The organism is Pseudomonas sp. TKO26 (assembly GCF_003225665.1).
GTDB lineage: Bacteria > Pseudomonadota > Gammaproteobacteria > Pseudomonadales > Pseudomonadaceae > Aquipseudomonas > Aquipseudomonas saponiphila.
The window spans coordinates 1-409 of the sequence record NZ_QKLN01000056.1 but is presented as its reverse complement, the minus strand read 5'-3'; the positions used below and the strand labels follow the sequence as shown (position 1 = coordinate 409).

At 58.7% G+C, this 409-nt stretch carries 1 pseudogene; it reads right to left on the bottom strand.

The features are described from left to right. A pseudogene (locus tag DNK59_RS32235) lies at window positions 1-207 on the bottom strand (amino acid ABC transporter permease); the annotation flags it as partial. Between the last annotated feature and the right edge of the window lie 202 nt (window positions 208-409).

Here is a 409-nt window from a genome sequence, read left to right as displayed (position 1 = left end):
CAGAGGGGTTGAGAGAGGGGCCGGAAAAAGAAGCAAGGCCAGGCGGGAGAGGGTGGCGCTGGCGCCGAGGAGGACGAGCAGGACGAGGACCAGACGAGAAAACACCGACAAGGGGAGGGGCATCCAGGGGCCGGCCAGCAGCAGGGGGCCGAAACCCGTCAGGCTGAATGCGGAAAGCCCCAGGGGGTTTAGAAGTTCTTCGAGCAGCGATCAGTGACCCGGAGCGATAAAAAAGGCGCCCATAGTGGAAGGGCGCCGACTGGTTATTTACCGATGAAGAGGTTTCGGTCACCGAAGTGTTATTTATGAATGGTGGAGCAGGTGGCATCATCGAGTAGCGCATTGATCACTTTATCCAGGAGAGCGGTCAGCGCTTTGAGACTTTTCGAGCGCCAGTCCCCTTGCTTGT